Origin of the sequence: Microbacterium sp. A20 (assembly GCF_004794515.1) — a bacterium.
Taxonomy (GTDB): Bacteria; Actinomycetota; Actinomycetes; order Actinomycetales; family Microbacteriaceae; genus Microbacterium.
The window spans coordinates 1-24,536 of record NZ_SSDF01000091.1 but is presented as its reverse complement, the minus strand read 5'-3'; the positions used below and the strand labels follow the sequence as shown (position 1 = coordinate 24,536).

21 protein-coding genes are annotated in these 24,536 nt (G+C 68.3%); 4 read left to right on the top strand and 17 right to left on the bottom strand.

Annotation, left to right across the window (positions count from 1 at the left end; translation table 11 throughout):
- Positions 1-180: 180 nt before the first annotated feature.
- The 3 genes from DW298_RS17145 to DW298_RS17135 form a co-directional block, all read right to left on the bottom strand.
- A complete protein-coding gene (locus tag DW298_RS17145; protein WP_136043684.1) occupies positions 181-549 on the bottom strand; it encodes an FKBP-type peptidyl-prolyl cis-trans isomerase in 369 nt (122 codons plus the stop codon).
- Between the two features lie 208 nt (positions 550-757).
- Complete coding sequence (locus DW298_RS17140; protein ID WP_136043683.1) at positions 758-1,438, bottom strand: alpha/beta hydrolase; 681 nt, start codon at positions 1,436-1,438, stop codon at positions 758-760.
- 39 nt (positions 1,439-1,477) lie between these two features.
- Complete coding sequence (locus DW298_RS17135; RefSeq protein ID WP_275087548.1) at positions 1,478-2,707, bottom strand: PrsW family intramembrane metalloprotease; 1,230 nt, start codon at positions 2,705-2,707, stop codon at positions 1,478-1,480.
- 89 nt (positions 2,708-2,796) lie between these two features.
- Between DW298_RS17135 and DW298_RS17130 the strand changes: the two genes are divergently transcribed.
- A complete protein-coding gene (locus DW298_RS17130) occupies positions 2,797-3,666 on the top strand; it encodes a fumarylacetoacetate hydrolase family protein (protein WP_136043682.1) in 870 nt (289 codons plus the stop codon).
- A gap of 69 nt (positions 3,667-3,735) precedes the next feature.
- On the opposite strand, the gene DW298_RS17125 is transcribed toward DW298_RS17130, so the two are convergent.
- From DW298_RS17125 to DW298_RS17110, 4 genes are all read right to left on the bottom strand, one after another.
- On the bottom strand, positions 3,736-5,196 hold the full coding sequence (locus DW298_RS17125; protein ID WP_136043681.1) for an aspartate ammonia-lyase: 1,461 nt from the start codon (positions 5,194-5,196) through the stop codon (positions 3,736-3,738).
- 61 nt (positions 5,197-5,257) lie between these two features.
- The gene (locus DW298_RS17120) at positions 5,258-6,178 is read right to left on the bottom strand and encodes a phosphodiesterase (RefSeq protein WP_136043680.1); all 921 of its coding nucleotides are present in this window, start codon (positions 6,176-6,178) and stop codon (positions 5,258-5,260) included.
- 54 nt (positions 6,179-6,232) lie between these two features.
- Positions 6,233-6,568 (bottom strand): peptidase, encoded by a 336-nt coding sequence (locus tag DW298_RS17115; protein ID WP_136043679.1) that lies wholly within the window; start codon positions 6,566-6,568, stop codon positions 6,233-6,235.
- Positions 6,565-7,935, bottom strand: coding sequence for an inorganic phosphate transporter (locus DW298_RS17110; protein WP_136043678.1), 1,371 nt, complete (start codon positions 7,933-7,935; stop codon positions 6,565-6,567). The genes DW298_RS17115 and DW298_RS17110 overlap by 4 nt, the downstream gene beginning before the upstream one ends.
- Before the next feature lie 155 nt (positions 7,936-8,090).
- On the opposite strand from DW298_RS17110, the gene DW298_RS17105 reads away from it, so the two are divergent.
- Entirely contained in the window at positions 8,091-10,190 is a 2,100-nt protein-coding gene (locus tag DW298_RS17105) for a S9 family peptidase (protein ID WP_136043677.1), read from the top strand.
- Between the two features lie 199 nt (positions 10,191-10,389).
- Positions 10,390-11,241 (top strand): DUF559 domain-containing protein, encoded by an 852-nt coding sequence (locus tag DW298_RS17100; RefSeq protein ID WP_136043676.1) that lies wholly within the window; start codon positions 10,390-10,392, stop codon positions 11,239-11,241.
- A 110-nt stretch (positions 11,242-11,351) separates the two neighbouring features.
- Here DW298_RS17100 and DW298_RS17095 read toward each other — a convergent pair whose 3' ends face one another.
- From DW298_RS17095 to DW298_RS17065, 7 genes are all read right to left on the bottom strand, one after another.
- Positions 11,352-12,380, bottom strand: a complete 1,029-nt coding sequence (locus DW298_RS17095; RefSeq protein WP_029263659.1) for a 6-phosphofructokinase — start codon at positions 12,378-12,380, stop codon at positions 11,352-11,354.
- A 202-nt stretch (positions 12,381-12,582) separates the two neighbouring features.
- A complete protein-coding gene (locus DW298_RS17090; protein WP_136043675.1) occupies positions 12,583-14,727 on the bottom strand; it encodes a DEAD/DEAH box helicase in 2,145 nt (714 codons plus the stop codon).
- A 232-nt stretch (positions 14,728-14,959) separates the two neighbouring features.
- Complete coding sequence (locus DW298_RS17085) at positions 14,960-15,913, bottom strand: bifunctional riboflavin kinase/FAD synthetase (RefSeq protein ID WP_136043674.1); 954 nt, start codon at positions 15,911-15,913, stop codon at positions 14,960-14,962.
- Positions 15,910-16,347 (bottom strand): hypothetical protein, encoded by a 438-nt coding sequence (locus DW298_RS17080; protein ID WP_240745179.1) that lies wholly within the window; start codon positions 16,345-16,347, stop codon positions 15,910-15,912. Before DW298_RS17080 ends, DW298_RS17085 begins: the two co-directional genes overlap by 4 nt.
- 57 nt (positions 16,348-16,404) lie before the next feature.
- Complete coding sequence (locus DW298_RS17075; protein WP_136043672.1) at positions 16,405-16,773, bottom strand: hypothetical protein; 369 nt, start codon at positions 16,771-16,773, stop codon at positions 16,405-16,407.
- On the bottom strand, positions 16,770-17,669 hold the full coding sequence (truB, locus tag DW298_RS17070; protein ID WP_136043671.1) for a tRNA pseudouridine(55) synthase TruB: 900 nt from the start codon (positions 17,667-17,669) through the stop codon (positions 16,770-16,772). The genes DW298_RS17075 and truB overlap by 4 nt, the downstream gene beginning before the upstream one ends.
- Positions 17,670-17,713: 44 nt before the next feature.
- Positions 17,714-18,367 (bottom strand): hypothetical protein, encoded by a 654-nt coding sequence (locus DW298_RS17065; RefSeq protein ID WP_136043670.1) that lies wholly within the window; start codon positions 18,365-18,367, stop codon positions 17,714-17,716.
- A 55-nt stretch (positions 18,368-18,422) separates the two neighbouring features.
- Here DW298_RS17065 and DW298_RS17060 point away from each other — a divergent pair, with 55 nt between their 5' ends.
- Positions 18,423-19,319 carry an A/G-specific adenine glycosylase gene (locus DW298_RS17060; protein ID WP_205820434.1) on the top strand — a complete coding sequence of 299 codons (897 nt, stop codon included), beginning with the start codon at positions 18,423-18,425 and terminating at the stop codon, positions 19,317-19,319.
- 5 nt (positions 19,320-19,324) lie between these two features.
- Here the strand turns inward: DW298_RS17060 and DW298_RS17055 are convergent, their stop codons facing one another.
- The 3 genes from DW298_RS17055 to infB form a co-directional block, all read right to left on the bottom strand.
- Positions 19,325-21,448: a LuxR family transcriptional regulator gene (locus tag DW298_RS17055; RefSeq protein WP_136043669.1), complete on the bottom strand. Its 2,124-nt coding sequence runs from the start codon at positions 21,446-21,448 to the stop codon at positions 19,325-19,327.
- Positions 21,449-21,562: 114 nt separating this feature from the next.
- Positions 21,563-21,988: a 30S ribosome-binding factor RbfA gene (gene rbfA, locus DW298_RS17050; protein WP_136043668.1), complete on the bottom strand. Its 426-nt coding sequence runs from the start codon at positions 21,986-21,988 to the stop codon at positions 21,563-21,565.
- A gap of 94 nt (positions 21,989-22,082) precedes the next feature.
- A partial coding sequence (gene infB / locus DW298_RS17045) for a translation initiation factor IF-2 (RefSeq protein ID WP_136043667.1) occupies positions 22,083-24,536 on the bottom strand: 2,454 nt, incomplete at its 5' end.

Here is a 24,536-nt window from a genome sequence, read left to right as displayed (position 1 = left end):
GTTTCTCCTCCGGAGACATCTGCCGCTGATGCGGCTTCGGACAGGGGCCGCGTTCGCCGCGACCTCTGTGACAACTTACATTCATTCGCATATATTCCCCTGAATGCGGATGTTCTTCCGATATACAGCAGAGACGCCCCTCCTCCGAAGAGGAAGGGCGTCTGTGCGTGCGGGCCGGACTCAGCCGACGGCGACGAGATCGATGATGAAGATCAGCGTCTTGCCGGAGAGGAAATGGCCGCCGCCGACCGGGCCGTAGGCCAGGTGCGGCGGGATGATCAGCTCACGGCGTCCGCCGACCTTCATCCCGGGGATGCCGTCCTGCCAGCCCTGGATCAGTCCGCGCAGCGGGAACTGGATCGTCTCACCACGGCCCCAGGACGAGTCGAACTCCTCGCCGGATTCGAACTCGACACCGGCGTAGTGGACGGTCACGGTGTCACCGGGCTTCGCCTCGGCTCCGTCACCCTCGATGATGTCGCGGATGACGAGCTCCGCGGGAGCGGGGGCGCTGGGGGCATCGAACTCAGGCTTTGTGCGATCAGTCATGCCTCCATCAAACCCGAGCCCGCGGGAGGGGTCAACGCGATTGCACCTGCTCACAGCGAACACTTCGAAAGGGTGCACCGACAACAGCCTCTTGACACCCTCCGTGGTCGGGTGCACCCTGATTACAGATCAACTCAGCGCCCGGGAGACTCGCAGGCATCGCCGCAGCACCGGGCGCTGAGTCTTGCCACGACAGGGTTCCTCCGCGTCAGTCGACGTAGCCGGCGAGCAGTTCCGCGAGCTCCATCGGCCTGCTCAGCATCGCGCAGTGTCCGCCCGGGACCTCATCGGCGACGACCCCGAGACGCTCGCGGGCGAGGTCGCGGAGAAAGCTCGGCGGGAAGAAGCGGTCGTCCGCGAACACGATGAAACGCGTCGGCACCTCCGGCCATCTCTCCCTCGGCCACGGCTCTTCCATGGCCGCTGCGGACGGATGGGCGCGCTCCCGCCGCAGGGCTTCGTCCGCCAACTCCCGCGGCACGTCGTCGTAGAAGCTCACGTACGGGTCGTCGTTACCGGTCAGCCCGCCGTCGATCGCCGCCTGCGCCTCGGCGGCGGCGAGGTAGCCGGACTCGGACCACCACCGCTCCGGGGGTTCACCCGGAGCAGGGATCATCCCCGCGGCAAGCACGAGCAGGTCGGCGGACAGCCGCTCGGCGACCAAGGGCGCCGTGAACGCCCCGAACGAGTGACCGACCACGACGACATCGACGCGTTGCCCCACGGCCGCCACCACGGAGTCCGCGTAGTCCTCGAGAGTGAGGGACTCGTCATCGGCGGGGAGATCGGGCGCGACGACCTCGTGTCCGCGCGCCACGAGGTCTGCGGCGACGAGATGCCAGGACCACCCGACGTCTCCCCCACCGTGGATCAGGACGAATGTGCTCATCGCGACCGCCTCCTCACGACGAGTATCGCGGAGCGGAGGTCAGTAGGCCAGCAGGGCCGCCCTGGCGGCGCGGGTGCGGATCAGCAGCGCGCGCTCGTCCTCGACGGCGAGCGGGTCGCGACCCGTGATCGCCCGCTGACGGACCGCGGCCAGCGCGGTCGCGTCCCTGATGAACTCCTGCATGATCGGTCGCCGGTCGCCGCGAAGACCTCGTGCCCAGTTGAGACCGGCCTTGCGCCCGCTTGGTGTGGCAAGCATCGTGACCTCTTCGGGCGTGAACCAACCGGCATTCGCATACTCGGCGAGCCGCGCACGAGTGAGGCGCGCTTCCTCGCGGCGGAGGGCGACGATCCCGAGGATGAAGCCGATGAAGAGCGGCACCTGCAGGGTGAAGTACAGCCCGAAGAAGTCCGCGAAGGTCGCGGAGCCGTTCCAGAGTGCGTGCAGGAGAACGGCTCCGAGCATTCCGAGCAGGCCGGCGCCGATCGCGGAACTCGCGGACCCGTGGCGACGCGCGACCAGTCCGATGGCGAAACCGGTCACCGCGGTGAACATGGCGTGTGCGAACGGGGACAGGATCGCGCGCACGGCGAAGGTGACGGTGAGCTGCTCGCCGCCTCCCTCGATCAGACTGAGCGCGAAGTACTGGATGTTCTCGGTGAAAGCGAACCCCGCCCCCACGAGCGCTCCGTACACGACGCCATCCACCGGGCCGTCGAACGCGCGCCGGGCGAGCAGGAAGATCAGGAAGATCCCGAGCCCCTTCCAGAACTCCTCGACGATCGGCGCCTGCACGACCGCCGTGAAGGCATCGGACGTGACGCCGAGGAGGATCGTCAGCCCCACGTCGACGAGAAGCGTCAGTCCCGCAGCCGCCACGGCACCCCAGGCGATCGCGAAGAAGACCAGGCGCTTCGGTTCGGGCTCCCAACGGTCGATCATCCGGACTCCGAGGAACACGACCGTGAGCGGGATGAGGGCGAGCACCAGGCCGACGACCGAGGCGAACACTCCGAGCGCCCACCCGAAGTAGCCCACCAGAGCGAGCAGCAGGAAGCCGAGGAAACCGAAGAGCCAGAGGGAGATCGTGCGTCCCTTGCGTGTCGGCACGGGCAGCGCGGGCAGCGACTCGGCCGGCGACGGCGCGACCGGCGCGGGAGGCGTGTACGGCGTCGGCTGCGCCAAAGGTGAGGCATACGACGGCTGCCGCGCGGGCGGCGGCATGTACGGCGAGGGCTGCTGCGGCGGCGGGGGTCCTCCGAAACTCATAGCCAAAGCTTATGGGGAACAAACCAGGCGGCCCGGGTATGGCTGAGTCCTCCACCCGCTCGCCGTGCGCCAGCCGGTAGCGTAGAACCATGCGGTTCGCTCACCTGCGCCGTCCTGACTCCCCCCGCGCCGTTCTCGCGGTGGTGCAGGACTCGGACGCCATCCTCGTCTCTGATCTCCTGAACGACCCCCCTGCCACGCTGCAGCAGCTGATCGAGGGAGGAGACGCCCTGCTCGAGCGACTGCGCGCTGCGCTGGCCGCGGGAGACGTGGTGCGCCATCCCCTGGGCGACTGGACGTTCTCCTCCGCCGTGATCGCTCCCCCGGCCGTGCTCGCCGTCGGGCTCAACTATGCAGCGCACTCCAGCGAGCTGGGCCTGAAGACCGATGCCGCGCCGACCGTGTTCACGCTGTGGCCGAACTCGCTCACGGGGCACGAGCAGATCACGTCGTGGCCACGGTCCCTCAGCGAGGCGGTCGACTACGAGGCCGAGCTCGGTGTGCTCATCGGCACCCCCGCCAAAGACGTCAGCGAAGCGGATGCGCTCTCGTACGTCTGGGGCTACACCGTGGTCAACGACATCACCGCCAGGAACATCCAGTTCTCCGAGGCTCAGTGGTCGCGCTGCAAGTCGTTCGACGGCTTCACTCCGACCGGACCGTTCGCCGTGACCGCCGATGAGGTCGCCGACCCGCAGGATCTGCACATCTGGGCTGTCGTGGACGGCCACACCGTTCAGGACGCCAGCACGGACCAGATGGTGCGCTCCGTCGCGAAACTGATCGCGCACCTCTCGCAGTCCCTCACGCTGCTGCCCGGAACCCTCATCTCGACCGGAAGCCCCGGCGGCGCCGGCTATTCGCGGGATCCGCAGATCTTCCTGCGCGATCACTCCACCGTGACCGTCGGCATCGACGGCATCGGCGAGCTCACGACGCACTGCCGCATCATCGACTGAAAAGTTCGACGCACGAAGAAGGGGGATGGATGCCGCGGCATCCATCCCCCTTCTCGCGTTCGCAGCAGGTCAGACCTCGATGCGGTCCTCCGGCGAGATCACCGGGATCGCCGCGGTGATCGTCTCGAGTCCGGACAGACGCGCGGGCGAGAGCTGCTTGACGACCTCGTCGCGCGACATCAGACCGGCCTCGACGACCAGGTCCGCGACACTCCGGTTCGTCAGCAGCGCGGTCTTCGCGAGCGCCGCGGCTGCCGCGTATCCGATGAAGGGCGTCAGGGCGGTGATGACGCCGACCGATGCTCCGACCATCGCGCCGAGACGGTCGCGGTTGGCGGTGATGCCGTCGACGCAGTTCACGCGCAGGGTCCACATCGCCTGGCGCATCCACGTGATCGACTGGAAGATCGAGTGTGCGATGACCGGCTCGAACGCGTTCAGCTGCAGCTGACCCGCCTCGGCGGCCATCGTCACCGTCATGTCGGCGCCCGCGACCGCGAAGGCCACCTGATTCACGACCTCGGGGATGACCGGGTTCACCTTGCCTGGCATGATGCTGGAGCCCGCCTGCATCGCCGGCAGGTTGATCTCGCCGAAGCCCGCCTGCGGGCCGGAAGAGAGCAGACGGAGGTCGTTGCAGATCTTCGACAACTTCATCGCGTTGCGCTTGAGGGTCGAGGAGAACGACATGAACGAGCCGGTGTCGCTGGTGGCCTCCACCAGGTCGCCGGCCGTGCGGAGGTCGAGCGAGGTGATCTCCCGCAGGTGCTTGAGCACGGCGGGCGCGTAGCCGGGGTGCGTGGTGATGCCAGTTCCGATCGCCGTGGCGCCCATGTTGATCTCGAACATGAGCGAGGCGTTCTCGGTCAGCCGCGTGTGGTCGTAGCCGAGGGTCGTGGCGAAGCCGTTGAACTCCTGGCCGAGCGTCATCGGCACGGCGTCCTGCAGCTGAGTGCGTCCGACCTTCAGCACATCGTGGAACTCGCGGGACTTGCCGAGGAACGACAGGCGCAGCAGGTCCAGTTCCTCAAGCAGCGAGCGCAGCGTCAGCGACAGGCCGATCTTCACGGCGGTCGGGTAGACGTCGTTGGTGGACTGGCTGCGGTTGGTGTGGTCGATCGGCGAGAGGAACGCGTAGTCGCCCTTCCCGCGGCCGGCCAGCTCGAGCGCGATGTTGGTGATGACCTCGTTCGCGTTCATGTTGGTCGAGGTTCCGGCACCGCCCTGGATGACGCCCACCGTGAACTGCTCGTGGAACTCGCCGTCGATCACGCGCTGCGCCGCACGGTCGATCAGGTCGGCACGCTCGTGATCCAACACGCCGATCTCGCGGTTCGCCCGCGCGCTCGCCTGCTTCACCATCGCCAGGCCGACCACGAGGTCGGGGTAGACCGAGATGGGCCGTTTCGTGATCGGGAAGTTCGCGTCGGCGCGGGCAGTGTGGATCCCCCAGTACGCGTCGACGGGAATCTCCATGCTCCCGAGCGAATCGGTCTCGGTGCGGGTCGGGGTAGGCGCGGCAGAAGCCATGTCACATCCTCGTGGGTCGTGGCGGGTGAGAAGGGTGGGGGATGCTGCCAGTCTACGCCGCTCACCGACCGGGCTTGCGGGAGAACGCCTCGAGTCGCTCCTCCGGCGTGAGGGCGGCCATCCGCTCCAGCCAGGCCTCGGAGAAGTAGTCTCCCGTCGGAGCCTCGGTCACCGGCACCACCGTGTGCGTGATCGTCTCCGGATACACATGCACGAGCTGGAACGCCTGCGCCGCGTCCATACCGTTCACGTCGGCCGACGGGCGCGCCACGTTCATCGTGTAGCAGGTGGCCGATGCGACGCTCACCGGGACTCCGGCGAACGTGCCCTGGGACGAATAGTGCAGATGCCCGGCGAGGATGCCGCGGACATCTGTTCCCCGGATGACCTCGGCGAGCTCGTCCTGATGCCGCAGCTCCAGGATGTCGAAGAGCGGCAGATGGCTCGGGAGCGGTGGATGGTGCATCGCGAGCAGGGTGCCGTACGGAGCGGGGTCCGAGAGCACATCGGCGAGCCAGGACAGCTGGTCCTGATCGATGTCGCCGTGATGCCAGCCGGGGACGCTCGTGTCGAGGGCGATGAGACGAAGACCGTCGAGGTCCCAGACGCCCGTCACCGGGTCTTCGGTCGCCTCCGCATCGAGCAGTCCTGCCCGCAGTGCCGGGCGTTCGTCGTGGTTGCCCGCGACCCAGATGAGCGGAGCGTCCAGCTCATCCGCCACCGGCTCGACCGCGGCTCTCAGCCGGCGGTATGCGTCGGGCTCGCCCAGATCAGCGAGGTCGCCGGTGACGACGATCGCCAACGGATGCGGATGCACGGATCTGATGGCGTCCAGCGTTCGGGCGAAGTTCGCTTCGACGTCGTAGCGGCCGCTGAGCCGGGCCCCCTCCGCGAGGAAGTGCGGATCACTGACGTGGATCAGCACATGGCTTGCGGGCTCATGGCGGCCGAAGGCGTACGTTCTCCCCGTTCCTGCGGACATACCAACAGCCTAGGCCTCCGCACCGACGCTCGACGTGCCGGCGCCGAGCTCGGATCAGTGTCCGATGACGAGGAGCAGGATGCCGGCGACCACGGCCGCGGCACACAGCGCGAAGCAGCCGTACGCGCCGAGGAGTGCGACCCGCTTCTGCCCCTCGGTGAGCGGACTCTTCCGCGCGGCCTTCGCCGCCTGCTTCTCCGCGCGCTTCAGTTCTTTCTCGGTGATCACGGTGATGGCATCCGTGAATTCCGCGGGGCTCACCACCGGTGCGCGACCGCTGCGCACCAGCAGACGAAGACCGAGGGCGTAGAAGGTGACGATCGCGGCGGCGCCGATGAGCGCCGCGAGGAACACCTGGAGGAACGCGATCCAATCGATGACGACGTTCATTCCGAGTCCCCGTTCCGAATCGCGTCCGTGTTCTTCGAGGAAGAGTCGACCTTGGCACTCGCCTTGGCCTGTGCCTTCTTCTTCGCCTTGGCCTGCGCGTCCTTCTTCGCCTGAGCCTTGACCTTCTCACGGGCCTCGGCCCGGGCCTTCGCCTCCGCCTTGGCCTGCTGGATGCGCTGCTGGCGACGCGTCGGCGGCGGGGTGTCGGGCAGCTCGATGGCCATGCCCGATTCGGCCACGTCACTCATGGCATTCGCCGACGTGACCGCGTTGCGGCGCGAGCGCATGAAGAGGCCGAGGATGATGGCGAGGGCGATGACCGCATCGATCGCCACACCCCAGTTGCCGAGCCAGACGACCAGAAGAGCGGCCAGAGCGCCAACGGCTCCCGCTGCGGGGAGGGTGAGGAGCCATCCGATGCCGATTCGACCCGCCGTCCGCCAGCGGACCGTGGAGCCTCTGCGACCGAGGCCGGAGCCGATCACGGATCCCGATGCCACCTGCGTGGTCGAGAGGGCGAAGCCGAGCGCGCTGGAGGCCAGGATGGTCGCGGCGGTCGAGCTCTCCGCTGCGAAGCCCTGGGCGGGCTTGACGTCGGTGAGCCCCTTGCCGAGGGTGCGGATGATACGCCAGCCGCCGAGGTACGTGCCGAGCGCGATCGTGAAGGCACACGCGACGATCACCCAGAGCTGCGGTTCGTGGTGCACTCCGGACTGCCAACCGATCGTGATCAGGGCGAGGGTGATCACACCCATCGTTTTCTGCGCGTCGTTGGTTCCGTGCGCGAGGGCGACCAGGGAGGACGTGAAGATCTGCCCCCACCGGAAACCGTCGCGACCGTCGGGCTTGCCGTCGTAGCGTCGCGTGACCGAGTAGGCGATCTTCGTCGCCGCGAAGGCGATGAGACCCGCGGTGACGGGGGCGATGAGCGCCGGCAGCACGATCTTCGAGAGCACCATGCCGAAGTCGATGCCGCCGAGACCTGCGCCCACCAGGGTGGCGCCGATGAGGCCGCCGAAAAGTGCGTGCGAGGAGCTCGACGGGAGGCCGAGGAGCCACGTCAGCATGTTCCACGTGATGGCGCCGATGAGGCCCGCGAAGATCAGCGAGAGGAACAGATCCGCTCCCGCAGAGATGATCGCGTCCTCGCGGATGATGCCGCCGGAGATCGTCTTGGACACCTCCGTGGACAGGAACGCACCCACGAGGTTCAGGACGGCGGCGAGGAGGACGGCGGTCTTGGGCTTGAGCGCACCGGTGGCGATCGGCGTCGCCATGGCGTTCGCCGTGTCGTGAAAGCCGTTGGTGAAGTCGAAGAAGAGTGCCAGCGCGATGACAAGCACGACGATGAGGGCTGCGGTTTCCACCGTTCGCTTTCGGTCGTTGAGGAAGAAGGAGATGTCGACGTGATCGACGTGACGAACGAAGAGTTCACCGTGGGTTTGACTTCCGTTAACCGGCCCCGGTGAATTCTCCCACCCTCCCCCGTGCCGGTCAACTCGACCTGGGATAGCGTGGGACGGTGACTGACGCTCCTCTCGCTGCCCGCCGCTCCGCACTTCGCACGCACCACGGTGACACGTTCGACGACCCGTACGAGTGGATGCGCGCGAAGGACTCCGCAGAGGTCATCGCACACCTCGAAGCGGAGAACGCCCACACCGACACTGAGACGGCGCACCTGGCCGATCTCCGCGAGCGCCTCTTCGAGGAGATCAAGAGCCGGGTGCAGGAGACCGACCTGTCGGTGCCCACCCGACGCGGCGACTGGTGGTACTACAGCCGCACCGAGGAAGGCGCCCAGTACGGCATCCACTGCCGGGCTGCCGCGGAACACGACGACTGGACTCCCCCGACGCTCGAGGCCGGCGTGCCGGTTCCCGGTGAGGTGATCCTGCTCGACGGGAACGTCGAGGCCGAGGGGCACGAGTTCTTCTCGCTCGGGGCGTTCGACACGTCGGACGACGCGACGAAACTGCTCTGGTCGACCGACTTCGAGGGGGACGAGCTGTACACGGTGCACGTGCGCGACCTCGTCTTGGGCGACACCCTCGAGGACGAGATCCCGAACACCGGCGGCGCGTTCTTCACCCCGGACGGCACCGGCGTCCTCTACACGACCCGGGATGAGGCGTGGCGTCCGGACACGCTCTGGCTCCACCGTCTCGGCACTCCGATCACCGACGACGTGCAGCTGTTCCACGAACCCGACGAGAAGTTCTGGCTCGGCGCAGGGATCACGCGCAGCCGGCGCTACCTCGTGATCGGGGTCGGTTCGAGCATCACGAGCGAGGAGTACCTCGTCGACCTGACCGGCGACCTGACCGCGGCACCCCGCCTGGTCTGGCCGCGCCGGGAAGGAGTGGAGTACTCGATCGATCACGCCGTGGTGGACGGCGAGGACCGGCTCTTCATCCTGCACAACGACGGAGCCCTCGACTTCGAACTCGTCTCGGTGGCGGCGTCCGACCCTCAGGGCGAGCGGCACCGGGTGATCGCCCACGAAGCCGGCCGGCGTCTGCTCGGCATGGATGCGTTCCGCGACTTCGCCACGATCGAGTACCGCAGCGAAGGTCTCGAGCGTGTCGGACTGCTCGACTACGCCACGGATACGGTCGACGAGATCCCCTTCGACGAGCCGCTGTACTCGGCCGGGGTGAGCGGGAACCCGGAGTGGCACTCGCCCTTCCTGCGACTCGGATACACATCCTTCGTCACGCCCGGCACGGTGTACGACCTCGACCTCGCCAGCCGCGAGCTGCTGCTGCGCAAGCAGGTCACCGTCCTCGGCGGCTACGACCCCGAAGAGTACGGCCAGCGGCGGGAGTGGGCGACGGCCTCCGACGGGGTGCGGGTGCCGATCTCTCTCGTGTGGAAGCGGTCATTCGGAGAGCCGGGTGCGCAAGCACGTCCCGTGCATCTCTACGGCTACGGCTCCTACGAGCACTCGATCGACCCCGGTTTCTCGGTCGCGCGGCTCTCGGAGCTCGATCGTGGCGTGATCTTCGCGGTCGCTCACGTGCGCGGCGGCGGCGAGATGGGCCGCCAGTGGTACGAAGACGGCAAGCTGCTCAACAAGCGCAACACCTTCACGGACTTCGTGTCGTGCGGCGAGCACCTGGTCGCGACCGGTGTGACCTCGCCGAGCCGGATGGTGGCCGAGGGCGGCAGCGCCGGCGGACTGCTGATGGGTGCCGTGACCAACCTCGCGCCCGAGCTCTTCGCGGGCGTCCTCGCGGGCGTGCCGTTCGTGGACGCACTGACGACGATCCTCGATCCCTCGCTGCCGCTGACCGTCATCGAGTGGGATGAGTGGGGCGACCCTCTTCACGACGCCGACGTCTACGAGTACATGAAGTCGTACTCCCCGTACGAGAACGTGCGCGACGGCATCCGCTACCCGCGCATCCTCGCGGTGACATCGCTCAATGACACCCGCGTGCTGTACGTGGAACCGGCGAAGTGGGTCGCGCGCCTGCGCGAGGCCGGCGCATCCGATGTGCTCCTCAAGTGCGAGATGGTGGCAGGGCACGGCGGCGTGAGCGGCCGTTACAACTCGTGGCGCGAGCGTGCGTTCGAGCTCGCCTGGCTGCTCGACACGCTGGGACTCGCCGAGGCCTGAGCCGCCGCGGCCGCATCAGGCGATCCCGCCCAATCAGGCAGATCCCGCCCGAAACTGCCTGTTCCGGCGCGATCGCCTGTCTCGGCTCTGCCGCCGGCGCGCGCGACGCCCTCTCCACAGATTCGCGCGCGAGGGCGTCTCTCCCCCAGCGCCGGGACTGCGGCTCCGCCACGCCCGCCGGCACGGGCAAGCTGACCTCATGCCTGATCTGACAGCTGCGGAATGGGTGCGCGCGCAGAACGGTGCCGCGCACTCCTCCGCCCTCCGCCGTGCGGGTTTCACCGATCACGCGGTGTCGCGAGCAGTGGAGGACGGACGGCTCAGGCGTGTACGCCGATCCTGGCTCCTCACCCCCGAGTGCGACCCGAGGCGCGTCGCGGCTGCGAAGGTCGGCGGACGCGTGACCTGCGCGAGCGCGGCCAGTCTCCGCGGCTGGTGGGAGCTGAAGACGGATGCCGTGCACGTCGCACTCGCGCACAGCGCATCGCGGTTCGATGCATCCGGCATCCTCGTCCACCGCAGCCAGGGTCCCGTTCCCGTGCATCCGCGCTCGACGGAGGAGCCTGTAATCAACGTCCTGTTCCAGATCGCCCGGTGTCTGCCTGAACCGGATGCCCTGACGGTCTGGGAGTCCGCGGTGCGCCGAGGCGGGGTCGATGTCGATGTCCTCGAGCGCGTCGCGTGGCGCTCGGCGGCGGCATCCCGTCTCACCATGCTCGTCGGCGATCGCTCGGACTCGGGGCCGGAGACCACCTTCGTCTCCCTGATGCGCGGGATCGGCGTCGTCGTGCGCCAGCAGGTCTGGGTCGACGGGCACCCGTTGGACGGGATGATCGGTGACCGCCTCGGCATCCAGATCGACGGGTTCGCATATCACAGCTCCCCGAAGGATCGGCGCCGCGACATCCGCGCCGATGCGCGCCTGGTGCTCCGCGGCTACACGATCCTCCGATTCGACGTGCACCAGGTGATGAACGACGCCCGCTACGTCGAACAGACGGTGCTGACCGCGATGGCGCAGGGTCTGCATTGCCGTCGCGCGCACGCCTGAACGCCCGCGAGATCAGGCAATCAGCCGGATTCAGGCATCTGAGCGGCGAAACTGCCTGTTGTCGCAACATCGCCTGAATCGGCGAACAGAGCGCCGGGCGAGCCGAAGTCTCAGCCGAAGAGCGCAGCGGCCTCGTCGTAGCGGTAGCGCGGAACCGTGTTCAGCTCCCCGAGCGCGTCGGCGAACGGGACCCGCACGATGTCGGTGCCCTGCATCGCCACCATCTGACCCCAGGCGCCGTCGACGAGCGCGTCCGCGGCGTGGAGGCCGAGACGCGTCGCCAGCACACGGTCGAATGCGGAAGGAGACCCGCCCCGCTGGATGTGGCCGAGGATCGTGGCGCGCGTCTCGATGCCCGTGATGCGCTCGATCTCGGGCGCGAGCAGATCGCCGATACCACCCAGCCGCGGCCGGTTGAAGGCGTCGAGGCCCTTGTCGCTGTATGCCTCGTCCATACCGAGCAGCTTGAAACCCTCGGAGACGACGACCAGGGGCGCGCGGCCTCGGTCGTGGGCGCTGGTCACGAGCTCGGTGATGTCGTCGATCGACATCGGCACCTCGGGGATGCAGATCACGTGCGCGCCCGCAGCCATGCCGGCGTGCAGGGCGATCCAGCCCACGTGGCGTCCCATGACCTCGGCGACCATGCACCGCTGGTGCGAGTCACCGGTGGTGCGAAGCCGGTCCATCGCGTCCGTGGCGATGTTCACGGCCGTGTCGAAGCCGAACGAGTAGTCCGTCGCCTGCAGGTCGTTGTCGATCGTCTTGGGGACCCCGATGACCTTGATCCCGTCTTTCGCGAGACGGTCGGCCGCGGCGAGAGTGCCCTCGCCGCCGATCGCGATGATGCCGTCGATCTTGTGCCCGTAGAGGGTCTTGGCGATGTTCTCCGCTCCCCCGCGCTCACCCTCGTAGGGGTTCGTGCGGCTGGTGCCGAGGATCGTGCCGCCGACCTTGGACAGACCCTTCACCTCGTGGCGGGTGAGAGGCATGAAGTCGCCGTCGACGAGGCCTCGCCACCCGTCACGGATGCCGACGAACTCCAGGTCGTACGTGGTGGTGCCCTTGAGCACGATGCCGCGGATGACCGCGTTGAGGCCGGGGCAGTCGCCGCCGCTCGTCAGGATGCCGATCTTCATGCTGGTGCCTTCAGACGTTCGGGAGATATGGGGGAAAGGCGACGCTGCCTTCGATCGACACTAGCGTCCCGGCTCCCCCCGCGCCATTCGATGGCGACGAAAACCACCGATCTTGACACCGAGATTCGCCGATATCGACGAACTTCCCGATTCCGGTCGTCGGAGAGGGGAAACCAGCGTTAAGAACGGATGTTCTTCACGCTCAGGCCGAGCCCAGAGCCTGACGAAGCAGGTGCATGAGCGCCGCCAGCTGCACGGGCTCTGCGGCCGACTCCTCGACAGCCTCACCGTCGAGCGCGCGAGCTGCGAGACCCTGCTTCTGATCGATCAGCTCCGCGATCTTGGTGTCGATCGTATGCGCGGCGATGATCCGCCACGCGGTGACCGGCTCGTCCTGACCGATGCGGTGGACGCGGTCGATCGCCTGCGTCTGCTCGGCAGCCGTCCACGACAGCTCGGCGAGCACGACGTTCGACGCCGCCTGCAGGTTGAGCCCCACGCCGGCAGCGGTGAGCGAGCAGACGGCGATGCCCACGGCGGGATCGCTGTTGAAATCGTCGATCGCCTGCTGACGTGTCGTCGAGGTCTGGTCGCCTCGGATCGACACCGACCGTATGCCGACGGCGGCGAAGTGCGCCTCGGCCTGGTCCATCACGTCGATGTGCTTCGCGAAGAAGACGACCTTGCCGACCGAGCGCTGCAGCTGGGCGGCGTAGTCCGCGGCCAGCGGCGCTTTGGCCTGACCGATGCGACGGACCATGGTGAAGACGTTGTCTCCCCCGGTGCCGGCGGCCTTCGACTCCTCGAGCTCGTTCTGAGCGACGAGACGCACGATGTCGTCGTCGATCTCTCCGGGGGCCAACCCGCGGTCGCCACGGGCCTCGATGATGCGGCGGTAGCGAGCGGCGAGCCGCTCCCCCAGCTCGCGCTCGGCCTGACGGATGCTGCGTCCGAACTCGTCGTCGAGCTGCACGGGCAGATCGGCGATCAGCTTGTCCGGCAGGTCGGCGGCGACGTCCTTCTTCTTACGGCGGACGATGCCCATCGAGATGACCGCGTCGCGGGCTTCGGAGTAGAACGCCTTGTCGGCCGGGGTGAACCCGGTCGCATCCAGCTTCTCCATCAGCTCGGGACCCGGTTTCTCCCCCGTGGTCCACCCCAGGAAGCGCCAGATAGCGTCGAAGTCCTCGACGTCGTTGATCAGCGGGGTGCCCGTGAGAGCGAGCATGAGCGGATCGTGTCCCGGGGTGCGCTCACGAACCTGCGCGGCGAGCGACAGCACGTTCTGCGAACGCTGCGAGGAGAGGTTCTTGATGAAGTGCGCCTCGTCGACGACCATTCCGCGCAGACCGATCGAGGCCAACCACGACATGTGCCGGTCGAGGATCTCGTAGTTCACGATGAACACGTCGGCGAATGCGTCGATGTCGGTGCCATCGCCCTGGATGACCGTGGCCCGTCGCTGCGGCGTCCACCGCTCGACCTCGCGCGCCCAGTTCATCTTCACGACGTTGGGCACGACGACGAGCAGCGGGTAGGCACCGGCCACCGACGCGGCCAGCACCGACTGCGCCGTCTTGCCGAGGCCAGGCTCATCGGCGAGGAGGAAGCTGCGGTGGCCCGCCTTCACGGCCTCGAGGAATCGTGACTGATGCACCATGACCTCGAGGCCCTTGGGCGAGATGTGGTCGTACTCCGGCGCGGGTGGCAGATCCATGGACGCAGCGGATCCGCCGGCGCCGGTCTCGAAAGCCTTGTACAGCGGGCCCATGAGCTCCCAGCCGTCGAGGCGGCGGCGCGGGGTCGCGGCCGGTCGCGGCGTCAGGTCGGGAGCGAGGAACGGGTTCGCCAACTGCCGGGACTCGACCGAGGGCGGCGTGACCTGTCGCTCGGCGATGGCCGCGGGGATCGTGGAGATCTGGACCGGTGCGGCATCCGCGATGATCAGCTCTTCGGGAGCCAGCTCCGCACCGGATTCGAGCAGCCAGTCGCGTCGCATGCGCTTGGCCACCGGCGACGTCGCCTGGTCGGCCTCGAGCAGCTGGATGAGCGAAGTGTCGCGTGCAGCCGTCTTGGCGAGGATCGTGGCCACACCGTCGAGCCGCTTCAGCAGCTCAGCGCGGGCGGGTTCGCCGATCTCGGCATCCGCCTTCACTCGGGCGCGCTCCTCGCGCACCAGGAATGCGATCACCTGGAACTTCACCCGATTGGTCGGGCCGAGCTTCCCTCGCTGCGACTTCGCCTCGATCTCGCGCACCTTGCGCGCGAGGATCGGGATGAGGGGTGCCTCGTCATCTCGACGGGACGTCTTCTTGCGCCGTGTGGTGGCGGTTGCCGTGGTCGGCATGCTCCTCCTGAGCGTGAAGGCTCCGGCTTCCCCATGAAGCCGCGGGCCGTTCTCGATGTCCGCGTGTGGCGTGAGCCAGGACCGTACGAACAGTGGGTCTTCTTCCCGCCGAAGCACGCGAGAAGCGTGAGAATCGGCGGGAGCCGAGTCCATTCTATGTCATCCGACGCGACACCTGCGGATCGCCCACGCCGAGTCGTCCGAGGAGGGCGCGGACGGCGGCGGGCGGAGACTACTCGAACGTGACGCCGAGAGCCCGAGCAGCTTCCGTGACGTCCGCCCCCATCTGCTCCATCAGCTTCTCGATTCCCTCGAACGCCACCATGCCCCGCAGCCGCGCCACGAACTCGACCGTGACGTCGTGTCCGTACAGGTCGAGGCCGGTCTCACCCAGCACATGCGCCTCGACCTGCCGCACGAGGACGTCATCGAAGGTCGGATTCGTGCCGACGGAGATCGCGGAAGGATGACGGATGCCCGTGTCGTGATCGACGAGCCACCCGGCGTAGACGCCGTCGGCGGGAACGAACGCGTCGACGATGGTCGAGAGGTTGGCGGTCGGGAACCCCAGCTCCCGGCCGCGCTTGAGGCCGTGGACGACCTCGCCGCGGACATCGGGATAGCGCCCGAGAACCGTGGCCGCCGACGCGACGTCTCCTTCCATCAGCAGCTCACGGATCCAACTGGATGAGACGCGTCGGGTGGAGCCCGGAAGGTACACGTCGTCGACGACCTCGACGGAGAAGCCGTAGCGGGGGCCGAGCTCGCGCAGCAGCTCAGGGGTGCCCGCGCCCCGGTGGCCGAAACGGAAGTCCTGGCCGACCAGCACGGTCGACACCTGCAGGGCACCGACGAGGATGTCGACGACGAAGTCCTCGGCGCTGCGGGCGGCCATCTCCTCGTCGAACGTGAGCACGAGGGTCGCGTCGAGGCCGAGGCCACCCAGCAGCTCGAGCTTGCGATCGACGGTGACGACGTTCTCGGGACACCGATCCGGGCGGATCACGGCCAGCGGATTGCGGTCGAAGGTCACGGCGACCGCGCGGCTGCCGGTGGACGCGGCCGTTTCCTTCAGCCGTTCGATGACCGCACGATGACCGGCATGGACACCATCGAATTTGCCGATGGCGACCGCGCTCGGCCCGAATCCGGCCGGAACCTCCTCGGGGCTGCGGAAGACGATCACGCGTGCACCTCGGTGGGAACCGGGGCGTCGACGGGGCGGTGCGTGCGCAGCCACCAGATCCCGAACACCGGGAGGACCAGGGGGATGAACAGGTATCCGCGCCCGAACAGCGACCACACCGTCTCGTGCTGGAACAGCGCCGGCATCAGGATGCTCAGCAGCCCGACGACGAGCACACCGGTGAGCTCGAAGACGATCGCGACCCAGGCGACGGTGTACCACCCGCGACGACGGGCCAGGATGAGCGCGAGGGTCGCCAGGATGTAGACGACCGCAGCGAGTGCGGAGAGGGAGTACGCCAGCGGCGCCTCGTCGAATCGACGGACGATCTGCACGAAGCTGCGGCCGGTGGCCGCCAGCGCCATGACGGCGTAGACGATCACCAGGACGCGACCGATTCCGGTCATCCGAGTGGAGGGGGCGGTGGAGCTCATAGCGCATTCCATCCTAGAGCCGCGAGAGGGAGGCGGACTCCGCCACGACGCCTCGCGTCACGCGATCTGGACGGTCCAGATGACCTGCATGCGCCACAGCATGATCGCGATGGCGAGTGCCGCGACTCCGAGGATGACCGTGCTCCACCGACTGCGCTCCATGAGCGCCCACAGCACGGCTCCGATGGGGAGGAGCACCGCCGACACGAGGTAGACCCAGTACTCGAGCAGGTCTCCCGTGGGCGGGTTTCCCGCGAGCGGTGCGACGATCGCGACGATCACCTGGACGACGAGCAGCACCTCGACGAGGGCGAGCGCGCCGACGCTGATGTCGCTGGGTCGACGCCCACTCAGGCCGGCGACGACGCAGAAGACCCCGGCGGCGACGGCGACAGCGATCTGCGCGATCGTCAGCCACAGGATCATCGGTCGCCCTCGGGCATGTTCATGGCGCTCTTCAGATCTGCGCCGCGCTTCTCGACGATGCCCACCAGGACGCCGTCCGGGTCGACGGCCGCGGTGTTCGCTCCTGCGCCGTCGAGGCGACCGGCCTGATCCAGGAGTCGCTTTCCGTGGCGGAGATCGCGTGCCTCCTCGGCCGACACGTCGAGCACGGGAAGGATGCGGCCGGCGGCGGCCGCCGGAGTCAGTGTGCGGGCCCCCTCCAGCGCATCCAGGCCCACGGCGTCGCTCACCTCGAAAGGCCCCACTCTTGTGCGCCGCAGTGCGGTCAGGTGTCCGCCGACGCCGAGGGACGCGCCGAGGTCGCGGGCGAGGGACCGGATGTACGTTCCGGACGAGCATTCGACGATCACATCGAGGTCGAGGAAACCGTCCCGCTGACGCCGTGCCGCCACCTCGAATCGAGAGACCACGACGTCCCGCGCCGCGAGCACGACCTCTTCGCCCGCCCGGACCCGATCGTATGCACGCCGGCCGTCGACCTTGATGGCGGACACCGAGCTGGGAACCTGTGAGATCTCGCCGGTCAACGCCAGGATGCCATCTTCGACGGCGGCATCCGTGACCGCGCTCCACGCCTCGGGTTCGGCGGTGGCAAGGATCTCGCCCTCGGCATCGTCGGTCCCGGTGGTCTGTCCGAGACGGATCGTCGCCTCATAGGTCTTGTCCGCGCCGACGATGTAGGTCAGCAGTCGGGTGGCTCCTTCGATGCCGATGACGAGGAGTCCGGTCGCCATCGGATCGAGTGTGCCCGCATGGCCGACCTTCCGCGTGCCGAACGCGCGCCGCGTGCGTGCGACCACGTCGTGGCTGGTCATCCCAGCGGGCTTGTCGACGAGAAGGATGCCGGGCGAGACCATCCCCCCAGCCTACCGAGAGCGATGCCGCGCACCGGCCGCTCGGGTCAGCCGCAGACCTCGTACGAGGGTTCAGCACCGGTCGTCACCGTGACGTCCCAGGCGGTGTCGCTGTTCTCGCGGAAGGCGAAGTAGACATGAGCATCGGTCGCGCTCGGAAGCATGATCCAGGTGTCGCTTCCGATCGTCGACACTCCCTCCTGCGCGTCAGGGTACGCAGCGAGCACCTCGGCCTTGGTCGCTCCGATGCCCAGCCCGACCTCCGTCACCGGCCCCGGGACCACGGCGGGAGTCTCGGCTGCGGAGTACACGGAGATCTCACGGATGGGCGCCGCCTCGCTCTCTGTTCCGCGGACGAAGGAAACACCGTAGGCCGAGTCCGCTGCCATCCACCACGCTGACCACGAGCAGTTCGCGGTGTCGTTGGCCCATGGCCCGGCAAGGCCACCGAGCGTCGAGGTGAAATCACCTCCGACGTCGATCGGTCCGACTCCCGCCTCGTCGATGATCCAGGTAGCGGGGTCCGCCGGATCCTCGACCCGGGGCTCCGCCGTCGGGCTCGGAGTGGTCGTTGCCGTTGCGGTCGGCGTGGATCCGCCGCTGGGCGTCGACGCGGGTGTCGATGTCCCCGCGCACCCGACCAGGCTTCCCACAGCCAAGGTCGTGGCGACGACGAGCGCGCTCGTACGTGTGTTGATCATGTGTGCCCCAATCTCCGGTCTCAGGCTCGTCGGGCCGCTCACGTAGGGTGGATGGATGCCCGAATTGCAGGCCCGTCCTGAAATGAGGTCGCACCTGCCTGAATGGTATCGATCGACCGCTCGCGACCTGCCGTGGCGCCGGTCTACGTTTCATAACGAGTTCGGCGCGTGGGGTGTTCTCGTGAGCGAGTTCATGCTTCAGCAGACCCCGGTCGCAAGGGTCATCCCGCATCTCGAGGCGTGGCTTGCCCGATGGCCCACGCCGACGGCGATGGCCTCTGCCTCGGCAGCGGAAGTCGTGCAGCAGTGGGCCAACCTCGGATACCCGCGTCGCGCGCTCTGGTTGTTCCGGGCAGCCGTGGAGATCACCGAGCGCCACGGCGGGGTCGTGCCCCGCGACGTCGATTCCCTCCTCGCCCTGTCCGGCATCGGCGACTACACGGCCCGCGCCGTCGCCGTCTTCGCCTACGGCGACCGGCACCCCGTCGTCGACACCAACACCCGACGCGTGCTCGCCCGCGCTGTCGAGGGCCGCGCCCAGCCCGGCGCCGCATCACGCCGGGACCTCGATCTGATGGACTCCCTCCTGCCGGAGTCGCTTGCGGACGCCGCGCAGTTCAACGCCGCCATGATGGAGCTCGGCGCGACCGTGTGCACGGCGCGTTCCCCGCGGTGCGAGCTGTGTCCGCTCGCAAGCGGCTGTGCGTGGCTGGCAGCCGGCAGGCCGGACACCGGGGACGAACGTCGTCGCCAGGCCGCCTACGAGGGTTCGGACCGACAGGCGCGGGGTGCCGTGCTGCGGCTGCTGCGCGATCGATCTCCCGGGGCTGTGCCGCTCGACCTCGTGCTCCCTGACTGGCCGGACGCCCGTCAGCGGGACCGCGCGATCGACTCTCTCATCGCCGACGGCCTCGCCGAAGCCGATGGAGCCGCCCTCTCCCTGCCTCGCTGACAGGCTCAGAGGTGGTGGTCGGTGCGATGCGCGAGCACCGTCAGCTCGACTCGACTGCGGACGTCGAGCTTGGTGAAGATGCGACCGAGGTGCACCTCCACCGTGCGGACCGAGAAGTTGAGGTGCTCAGCGATGTCGCGGTTCGCCGCTCCCCCGACGGCGCACATCGCCACTTCCAATTCGCGCGCGGTCAGCTGAAGCGACCATGCGGCTCGGCACGCCGACAAGGCATCGACGGCGGGAACGATGCTCCCTTCCTTGGCGTCGAGCCTGTCCAACCGTCCGCGGATCGTCCGCGCCCATGCCGTCGCGCCGCACAGCTCGAACAGCCTCTCGGCATGCTGCAGGTGGATGCGCGCCGAGCGATGGTCATCGCGTATGGCGTACTGGGTACCGAGCATCGTCTCGACCCTCGCCCGCGCGAACGGCGAACGGAGCGTCCGTGCCGCCTCTCGCACCTCGATGCACTCGGACCGCCAGCGACCGTCTCCGGCCGTCGCGAGCCGGACCCGCAGTCGCTGCGCGAGAGCGATCTCCGGCGGCTCGATGGATGGCGCCGGCGTCGAGCCACCCTCCGGGTCGAGCGCGAGTTCATCGAGCGCCGGAACCGTCATGGTGGTCCGCGCCGACCCGAGATCGGCCCAGAGGCGGATCGTCGCTGCAGCATCGTCGAAGGAACCCGCGAGAAACGACTGGATGCCCCGATCCACGAGACGGTCGATCCTCGCACCGGCCGGCAGCGCGGCGGTGAGCGATCGCGCGTACGGTCCCAGTTCGCCGAGCACGGCGAGATCGAGACGTCTGGCGAGCACCACACCCAGTCCGGCGAGGGGCAACGAGACCGGCAACACGAGTGCGGCCTGGATCAGCCGGTCGCGCGCAAGACCGATGTCACCGCGCCACACCAGGAGCAGCACCTCGATGACAGCGCGATACGCCTGGACGACGGGACTGTGCTCGAATCCCGGGACGAACGGGTCCGCCTCGGCGGACATTCCGGATCCGCCCCGTGCCAGCACCCGCAGCCCCAGATCGACGTCGCCGTCCATCGCGGCCTGCAGCGCACGCAGCATCCCGCCGGCCACCGGGCCCGAGCCCGCAGTCGCGTCGATGTCGCGCTCTCCGGAGATCAGCCAGCTCAGCGCGATGACGGGGTCTGCGAGCTCGCGTTCTCCACCGATTCGTGCGGTGCCCTCCCGCACGGCGTCGAGCCATACCCGCATCGCGCGACGATCGCCCCGCTCCGCGCACATCACGGCGGCCAGCGCCGCAGCCCTCGTCCAATGGCACCAGTCCGCGGCGTCATCCGTGCGCGGGCGCAAGGCTTTCGGTTCGACCTCCGGCACTGCGCCCTGCTCGAACGCCTGGGCGACGAGCAGGCCGCCGAGGCCCATGAGTCGCCAGCGCTCCGCGGAGTGCGGATACAGCCCGCTGAACCACGCGATCGCTTCCGTCGCGAAGCCGGCGCCGACGGCCGAAGCCCCCGCGACGAGATGCGCTTCGTCCCGGGCTTCGCCGAGCGCATGCTCCGCTGCCTCCCGCGCGAGCAGCAGCGCCCGTTCCGGGTGGCCGGCCTCGCTGAGCTGCCTCGCGATGGTCGTCAACTCGACTGCGCTCTCGGGAGCGCCCTCGAGGGAGGCGCGAGCGCGGTGCCAATCCTCACTCACCCGGTCCCCTCGACGACGGAAGATCACACTGAGCCGCGCATGGACGCCGGCGACGGCTGCGGTGCCGGTCGTTGCCCTGATCCAGATGGAGAGGCGGGGATCGGCGAAGCGCGCGTGACCGGCATGGAGCCGCATGTGCTCCCCCAACGGGCCCGCGGCGATCGCGGCCGCGGACCTGCCGTCGAACTCGAGGAGGGCGTCGAGTCCACCGTCCAGCGAGAGCGCGAGCGCCGTGAGCAACTCGCGGTCTCTGGCACCGAGCTCCGTCGCCTCGAATCTGCGTGCGATGGACGGTACGAGCGGCAGCGGGCTGGGCAGCGGGCGCAAGCCATGGCGTTGATCCGCCGACAACCGCTCGGCGACTTCGAGGATAGCCCGGGAGTCCGCATCCAGCTCGGCGGCGAGGCGGGCGAGCACATGGGGCACACAGCCGAGATCGACATCCAGGAGCTCGTCGAGCAACAGGCCCAGCGCGGCAGGCGCGACGAAGAGAGCCCCCTGTGTACCCGTACCCTCGATGCCGTTCCCCCAGCTTCACGGAAGCAGTCCCGCGAAGCCGAGCGTATCAAACCGTGATCACTCCGGCTCGTCCTCGGTGCGGTACGGATCCGCGTCGCCGGCGTGTGATGCGGATGACGCGAGCTTCGCGACGTCGGCATCGCGCTGCTGCGCCTCGCGAAGCAGCGCACCGATGTGGTCCGCGTTCTCGGGGAGAGCATCCGGGATGAACTCCAGCGTGGGCACCAGACGGGTGCTCAGCTGCCGTCCGACCTCGCTGCGCAGCATGCCGGTGGCCGAGGTGAGGGCGGCACCGCTGGAGATGCGCTCCTCCTCCGTGCCCAGCACCGTGTAGAACACCGATGCGTGCTGAAGGTCTCCGCTCACACGCACGTCGGTGATGGTGACGAAGCCGAGGCGCGGATCGCGCAGCCCCTTCTCCAACCGCTCTGCGAGGATCACGCGGATTCGGTCCGCGAGCCGGGCCTGTCGTTCGCCTGCCATTGTTCTCTCCCTGTCCAGGAACCCTCAGGGCGCCCTTCCTCTCCGCGCTCCGGAGGAGCGGGAGGGGAGGACGCCCGAAGGTGTTCGAAATTGATCAGCCGCGAGGCTTCTCGATGAGCTCGGTCGTCTCGATCTCATCACCGATCTGGATGTCGTTGTACTTGCCGAGACCGATACCGGCCTCGTAGTCGGTACGGACCTCGGTGACGTCGTCCTTGAAGCGACGCAGCGACTCGATGGCGAGACCATCGGCCAGCACGACACCGTCGCGGATGACACGAGCCTTGGCGTTTCGAGTGATCGTTCCCGATCGCACGATGACACCGGCGATGTTGCCGAACTTCGAGGAGCGGAACACCTCGCGGATCTCGGCGACACCCGACTGGACCTCTTCGTACTCCGGCTTGAGCATGCCCTTGAGCGAGCTCTCGATCTCGTCGATCGCGTTGTAGATGACGGAGTAGAACCGGATGTCCACGCCCTCACGGGAAGCACGCTCGCGCGCCTTCGTGTCAGGACGGACGTTGAAGCCCACGATGATCGCGTTGTCGATCGTCGCGAGGTTCACGTCGGACTCGGTGATGGCGCCGACGCCGCGGTGGATGATGCGCAGCTGGACCGAATCGTCGACCTCGATCTTGAGGAGCGACTCCTCCAGCGCCTCGACGGCACCGGAGACGTCACCCTTGATGATGAGGTTGAGCGACTCGACCTTGCCCTCTTCGAGAGCGCGGGTGAAGTCCTCGAGCGAGATGCGCTTGCGGGCCTTGGCCAGCTGGGCGTTGCGCTCGACTGCTTCGCGCTTCTCCGCGATCTGGCGGGCCATGCGGTCTTCCTCGGTGACGATGAAGACGTCACCGGCACGCGGAACGGAGTTCAGACCCTGCACCTGGACCGGACGCGACGGGTAGGCCTCGAGGACCTGCTCGCCGTTCTCATCCGCCATCGCACGCACACGGCCGTATGCCGTACCCGCGACGATCGCGTCACCGATCCGAAGCGTTCCGGACTGGATGAGCACCGTGGCGACCGAACCGCGACCCTTGTCGAGCTTCGCCTCGATGGCGACACCGCGAGCGGCCTTGTTCGGGTTGGCGGTCAGGTCGAGACCGGCATCGGCCGTGAGCAGCACGGCGTCCAGGAGTTCCTGGATACCCGTGTTGGCCCGGGCGGACACGTCGACGAACATGACGTCGCCACCGAATTCCTCGGCGACCAGACCGTACTCGGTGAGCTGCTGGCGCACCTTCGACGGGTTGGCGTCGGGCTTGTCCACCTTGTTCACAGCGACCACGATCGGCACATTGGCCGCCTGGGCGTGGTTCAGCGCCTCGACCGTCTGCGGCATGATGCCGTCGTCGGCTGCGACCACGAGGATCGCGAGGTCGGTGACCTGCGCACCACGGGCACGCATGGCGGTGAACGCCTCGTGACCCGGGGTGTCGATGAACGTGATGGCCCGCTCGATGCCCTCGTGCTCGGTCCAGACCTGGTAGGCACCGATGTGCTGGGTGATGCCACCGGCTTCACCCTCGATGACGTTGGTCTGGCGGATCGCGTCGAGAAGTCGCGTCTTACCGTGGTCGACGTGACCCATGACGGTCACGACCGGAGGACGGATCTCGAGGTCGTCTTCGCTCTCGGCTTCCAGTTCGGCCTCGAGGTCGAGACCGAAGCCCTCGAGGAGCTCCTTGTCCTCGTCCTCGGGCGAGACCATCTGGATCTTGTAGCCGAGCTCAGCGCCCAGGACCTCGAACGTCGCCTCATCCAGCGACTCGGTGGCCGTGGCCATCTCGCCGAGGTTGAAGAGGATGGTGACGAGGGTTCCGGGCTGCACCGTGTAGCCGGTCAGCGTCTCGATCTTGTCGGCGAAGTCCGCGATGGATGCGCCGCGGCGCATGCGGATGATCTCTCCGTTGCCGCGGGTGACGTTGACGCCACCGACGACCGGAGCACTCCGCATCTCGAACTCTTGCCGCTTCGCCCGCCGCGACTTGCGCTGCTTGCTCTTGCCGCCGCCCTTGCCGAAGGCACCTGCGGTACCACCGCCGGGACCACGACCACGACCACCGCCGCCACCGGGACGACCGGCGAAGCCGCCGCCACCGCCGGGACGTGCACCAGGACCACCGGCACCACCGGGGCCACCGGCACCGCCGGGACGACCGGGGCCGCCGGGACGCTGCTGGAACGGAGCGCCGGGACGACCGCCACCGCCGCTGCGGGGCGCACCCGGACGAGGCGAGCCGGGACGCGGAGCACCCGGACGGGGCGCGCCGGGGCGCGGAGCCTGCGGACGCGGGATGTTGCCCGGCGTCGGGCGCTGGCCCATGCCCTGCGCGGATGCGAACGGGTTGTTGCCCGGACGGGGTCCGGCCGGGCGCTGACCCATACCCTGCGCGGAGGAGAACGGGTTGTTGCCGGGACGCGGGGCGCCGGGCGTCGGTGCATTGCCCTCTGCGGGCTTGGATGCTTCCGCGGCGGGTGCTGCGGGGGCCGCTGCCGCGGGGGCAGGAGTCGGTGCAGCGGGCGCGGGCGCCTCGGGGGC